Origin of the sequence: Streptomyces sp. SID11385 (assembly GCF_010548245.1) — a bacterium.
GTDB lineage: Bacteria > Actinomycetota > Actinomycetes > Streptomycetales > Streptomycetaceae > Streptomyces.
Map to the genome: position 1 here is coordinate 1 of NZ_JAAGLR010000319.1, position 5,152 is coordinate 5,152.

Genomic DNA, 5,152 nt, shown 5'->3' on the forward strand with positions numbered 1-5,152 from the left:
GCGGCGCCCGCGCCAGGCCGGGTCGACGCCGGGGCCCGTCCCGATGACCGTGCCCGCGCTCTCGCCGCCCGGGACGAAGCCGGGAGCGAAGCCGTACGCGGCGAGCGCGCCCCGGCGGATCAGGACGTCGACGCCGCCGACGCCGATCGCCTCCGTCGCGACGAGGACCTGGCCAGCGGCGGGGCGGGGGGTGGGGAGGTCGACCGTCTCCAGGCCCTCGGGCCCGCCGAAACTCCTGATCACGATGGCTTTCACGGGCTGCGCTCCTTCGGCGTCGGCATACCTTGCGAACGTAACGGACGCCCCCGTCCGGTTGGCTAAAGTGAGAGCGTGACCGACGATTTCTCTCAGCCCGGCCGCGTGGACGCGCGCGAGAACCGGGAGCGGATTCTGGAGGCCGCCCGCGACCTCTTCCGTACCGAGGGCGTGGACGTGCCGCTGCGCGAGGTCGCGCGGCGGGCCGGGGTGGGGCCCGCGACGCTCTACCGGCACTTCGCGACGAAGCAGGCGCTGCTCGCCGAGGCGTTCGCCGGGCCGCTGCGCGCGTGCCGCGAGATCGTGGCGGCCGGAGCCGCCGATCCCGATCCGTGGCGGGGGCTGTGCGCGGTGATCGAGGGGCTGTGCGCGCTGCACGCGCGGGACCGGGGGCTCACCGAACTCTTCCTCTCGCACCTCACAGGGCCCGAGATCGCGGCGGCGGCGCGGGGCCGCGCCACCGACTACCGCGCGATGGCGGACCTGGCCGGGCGGGCCAAGGCGGCGGGGCGGCTGCGCCCCGACTTCGTCCTCGACGACCTCCTCCTCATGCTCCTCGCCAACAAGGGCATCCACAGCGGCCCCGCCCCCGTCCCGCCCGCCGCGTCGGCCCGCTTCGCCGCCTACGTCGTCCGCGCGTTCGCGGCGGAGCCGGCCCGCGAGGGCGAACTGCCGGGCCCGGTACGGCTCGCGGAGGCGATGGGCATCGCGGGCCGGCCGTCCTGAGAGCCCGACCGCCGACAGACCTGACCCGCCACCGGACCCGTACGCCGCCCCCTTACTCCCCCGGCGCCACCAGCCCCGACTCGTACGCGAAGACCACCGCCTGGGCCCGGTCGCGCAGGCCGAGCTTCGTGAGGACGCGGCTCACGTGGGTCTTCACCGTCTGCTCGGCGAGGACCAGGTGGGCGGCGATCTCCGTGTTCGAGCGGCCGCGCGCGACGAGCGTCAGGACCTCCGTCTCGCGCTCGGTCAGGGCCTTGAGGCGCAGGGCGGGCTTTCCGGGGGCGGGGCGCTGCCGGGCGAAGTCGGCGATGAGGCGGCGGGTCACGGAGGGGGCGAGCAGGGCGTCGCCCGCGGCCACGACGCGTACCGCCGCGATGAGGTCGGCGGGCGGCGCGTCCTTCAGGAGGAAGCCGCTCGCCCCGGCCCGCAGCGCCTCGTACACGTAGTCGTCGATGTCGAACGTCGTGAGCATCAGGACGCGCGGCCGGTGCGTGGTGCCCGGCGGGGGCGCGAGGAGGCGGCGCGCGGCCTCCAGGCCGTCCATCCCGGGCATCCGTACGTCCATCAGCACGACGTCGGGGTGGGTGCGGCGGCTCAGCTCGACGCCCTGGGCGCCGTCCGGGGCCTCGCCGACCACGTCGATGTCGCTCTGGGCGGCGAGCAGCGCGGCGAAGCCCGCGCGCACCATGGCTTGGTCGTCGACGATGAGGACGCGCGTCGTCACGTGGGTTCCTTCTCGGTCAGGGGGAGCCGGGCGGCGACCCGGAAGCCGCCGTCCGGCAGCGGGCCGGTGTCCAGGGTGCCGCCCACGAGCCGTACGCGCTCGCGCATTCCGACGAGACCGTGCCCGGTCCCGCTCGTCTCCAGCGGCCCGGCGGGCGGCGCGGGCGGCGGCGCGTTGACGACGAGGACGGTGAGCGCGACGCCGTCCGCGGAGAGCGAGACGCGGGTGGGGGCGCCGGGCGCGTGCCGTACGGCGTTCGCGAGCGCCTCCTGCACGATCCGGTACGCCGAGAGCCCCACCGCCTCGGGAACCCCGGCCTCGCACGGGGTGTACTCGACCGGCGTCCCCGCCCGCCCGGTCGCCGCCACGAGCCGCCCGATCTGCCCGAGGCCCGGCTGCGGAGCGAGTTCGCCGCGCGTCTCCTCGTTGCGCAGCACGCCGAGCAGCCGGCGCATCTCGCTCAGCGAGGCGCGCGCGGTCGCCGCGATGGACGTGAACTCCTCGCGTACGTCGGGCGGTACGTCGGGCAGCCGGTACACGGCGGTGTCCGCCTGCACCGTGATGACCGACATGTGGTGGGCCACGACGTCGTGCAACTCCCGTGCGATGCGCGTGCGTTCCTCCAGCAGCGTGCGCCGCTCCCGCTCGGCCTCGCTGATCGCCTCCTGCGCGAGGAGGCGGCGGTTGACCTCGTGCCGCTCCCTGAGCGCGGCGGTGAGGACGAGCGCGACGCCGCTGAGCACCGTGAGCACGATGCCGTTGCTGTGCGGGCCGTCGGGCCCGAGGAACCCCAGGAGGACGGTCGCGCCCGCCGTCGCGAGCCACACGAGCAGCAGCGTCCGGCGGCGCTCGCGCAGGCCGAGGGCGAGGCAGAGCCCGACGTACCCGACGATCACCGGGGCGGGAAACGGCCACAGCAGCGGCTTGCCGAGGTCGACGGAGAGCAGGGCGAGCGCCCCGGCGACGTCCGCCGCGAAGATGACGTACCACGCCGTCAGCGGCCGGACGACGGCGGGCAGCAGCGGCACCGCCTGCGCGAGCGCGAGCGCGCTCGCGAGACCGCCGCCCAGCCCGTAGTCGGAGACGAGCAGGTTGAGCTGGACGGGCAGCAGGACGACGCAGAGCACGAACGCGACGGCCCACGGCAGCAGCAGCCGCGTCCACCGGCTCCGCGCCCCCGCGAGCGGTGCGCGGGGCTGTTCCCCGGTCGAGGCCCCGGTCGAGGCCCCGGTCGAGGGTTCCTTCGGCGACGTCATGGGCTCCACCCTCCTACAGGGGACGGGACGGTGTCCGCGCCCGCGCGATTTCCGTCCGCGCGGGGCCCCGTCACCTCACGCCCGTCCACGCCGCCGCCTCTCCTCCACGCCACCGCTTCCCCCTCCCTCCCCCGCTGCCACGGTCCCTCACGCCGCCAGCGCGAAGTACCCGAACGACGCCGCCAGGACCCCCACCGCCACCGCGCGGACCGCCCCCGTCCGGCGCCACGGCTCCTCCAGTGGCCGCGCGTACCGCGTGATCACCACGAGCAGCGCCGCGAAGAGCGGCAGCCACGCGAGCCGGGCGAAGACCCAGCCGACCGTGTCGGGCGCGGTGGTCAGTCCGGGGAGTGCGCCGAGGAAGGAGCCCGGGATCGCGGCGGCGAGCATCGCCGACTGGTGCCAGCACAGGATCGTCATCGCCGACAGGTTGACGAGCACCACGGGCGCCCACAGCGCGGGCCGCCGCAGCAGCCGCGCGAGCCGCTCGCGCAGCAGGATCCCGGCGCCCGACTGGGCGGCGGCGAGCGCGAGGACGAGCAGGGACGGCGGGTGGGAGTTGGTACGGGCCTCGCCGGGCACCCCCACCATCGACACGGGGTAGTGGAAGACGAGCAGGAGCGCGGCGAACAGCGCGGCGCCGCCTGCGAGGAGCAGCCACGCCCCGCGCCGCCCGAGGCTCCTGTCCCCCCAGGAGACGCCGAGCTGGTAGGCGAACATCCAGCCGGGCAGCAGGTTCAGCAGGCTCAGCCACGCGGGCACGGCGTCCGCGTACGGCCCGTACCGCAGGAGGTCGACGACGGCGACGGACGCGAGCAGCGGCAGCGCGGCCCACGCGCCGAGCCGTGCGGAGGCGCGGACGCAGTACGGCGTGAGGGCCGTGACGACGGCGTAGACGCCGACGAACCACAGGGGCTGCACGACGAGGGTCGCCGCGGTGTGCAGGGTGCCGGTCGGGACTCCGAGGCCGTAGTGGAGGAGCGGGAGGAGCAGCGCCCACACGGCGGTGGCGCCGAGGAGCGGACGGCCGAGGCGCCGCAGGCGTCCCGCGGTCCACTGCCGCGCGGAGCCGGGGCGGCGCCGGTAGGAGAGGTACGAGGCGTGGCCGCCGACCAGGAAGAAGATGCCCAGCATCTGGAGCACCCAGCTCGCCGGGGCGAGCGTGCCGAACGTCGCGAGGGGGCTCGCGTTGTGCAGTGCGCCGCCGTCGTCGCGCGTGAGGCCGCCGAGGAGCCAGTGCCCGGTGGGGACGGCGAGGAGCGCGAGGGCCCGCAGGCCGTCGAGCGCGCGGTCGCGGTGGGCCGGGGTGCGCGCGTCCACCCGGGCGGCGAGCCGCGCGAAGCGGGTCGTGGCCTTCACCGCAGCTCACCTCCCGCGATGGCGCCGAACGCGGTGAGCGTGGAGGTGCCGGGGGTGAAGTAGGCGTCGTGCGCGGGGACGTCGGCGGCGGGCAGGACGCGCGCGCCGAAGCCCGGCGAGGTGGGATCGGGGCCGTGGCCGAGGCCCAGGAACTCGGTGTGCGGGACGTGCGTGATCCAGTCGTGCGGGGACTCGGCGGCCCAGACGTGCGCGGTGGTGCGCAGCGCCGCGACGTTCGCGGCGCGCATGCCGGGCGAGCCCATGACGACGAGGTCGCGGGCGTCGGTGCGGGAGGCGGCGAGGCCGCAGACGACCGAGCCGTAGCTGTGGCAGAAGAGGGCGGGGTCGGGGAGCCCGGCCGCGTCCAGGCCCTGGGTGAACCGGGTCAGCCGGGCGGCGCCCGCCCGCGCGAGGCGGCCCGTCGCGAGGTCGACGCCGATGCCGTCGGGCGTCGTGTACCCGGCCCAGGCGATGACGGCCGTGTCGTCGCCCGCGGCCTCCTGGAGGTCGGTGGCCCACCGGGTCAGGCGGTCCGACGAGCCGAGGTCGATGTCCGAGCCGGGCACGAGGACCGCCACGTGCGTGGCCGTGTCCAGGTCGCCCACGACGCGCGCGATCAGTCCGCGTCCGCGCGGGTCGTACGCCAGCACGTGCGGACCGGCCGCCGCGTTGGCCTCGTACCGGAGCGCGACCGGGGCGCCGTCGAGGTTGCCGACGACGCCCGGGTGCGCGGCGACGAGCCGGTGCCGCTCCGCGCCGCCGAGCCCGGCGAAGAAGGCGGCGACCTCGGCGGGGCTCGCGGTGACGGGGTCGGGCAGCCTCCCGCCGAAGG

6 protein-coding genes are annotated in these 5,152 nt (G+C 76.3%); 1 reads left to right on the forward strand and 5 read right to left on the reverse strand.

Annotation, left to right across the window (positions count from 1 at the left end; genetic code table 11):
• Positions 1-255 (reverse strand): alcohol dehydrogenase catalytic domain-containing protein (locus G3I42_RS09705; RefSeq protein WP_164284306.1); only part of this gene is annotated, 255 nt, incomplete at its 3' end.
• A 75-nt stretch (positions 256-330) separates the two neighbouring features.
• Here G3I42_RS09705 and G3I42_RS09710 point away from each other — a divergent pair.
• The gene (locus G3I42_RS09710) at positions 331-981 is read left to right on the forward strand and encodes a TetR/AcrR family transcriptional regulator (protein WP_164284308.1); all 651 of its coding nucleotides are present in this window, start codon (positions 331-333) and stop codon (positions 979-981) included.
• A 52-nt stretch (positions 982-1,033) separates the two neighbouring features.
• Here the strand turns inward: G3I42_RS09710 and G3I42_RS09715 are convergent, their stop codons facing one another.
• The 4 genes from G3I42_RS09715 to G3I42_RS09730 form a co-directional block, all read right to left on the reverse strand.
• Positions 1,034-1,705, reverse strand: coding sequence for a response regulator transcription factor (locus G3I42_RS09715; protein WP_164284310.1), 672 nt, complete (start codon positions 1,703-1,705; stop codon positions 1,034-1,036).
• The gene (locus G3I42_RS09720; protein ID WP_164284312.1) at positions 1,702-2,961 is read right to left on the reverse strand and encodes a histidine kinase; all 1,260 of its coding nucleotides are present in this window, start codon (positions 2,959-2,961) and stop codon (positions 1,702-1,704) included. Before G3I42_RS09720 ends, G3I42_RS09715 begins: the two co-directional genes overlap by 4 nt.
• Before the next feature lie 147 nt (positions 2,962-3,108).
• Positions 3,109-4,320 carry an acyltransferase family protein gene (locus G3I42_RS09725; protein WP_164284314.1) on the reverse strand — a complete coding sequence of 404 codons (1,212 nt, stop codon included), beginning with the start codon at positions 4,318-4,320 and terminating at the stop codon, positions 3,109-3,111.
• On the reverse strand, positions 4,317-5,152 hold an 836-nt coding region (locus G3I42_RS09730; RefSeq protein WP_164284317.1), incomplete at its 5' end, for an alpha/beta hydrolase. The genes G3I42_RS09730 and G3I42_RS09725, both read right to left, overlap by 4 nt.

Coding starts and splice junctions, on each gene's coding strand:
- G3I42_RS09720 (WP_164284312.1), bottom strand. CDS start 2,961: ATGACGTCGCCGAAGGAACCCTCGACCGGGGCCTCGACCGGGGCCTCG.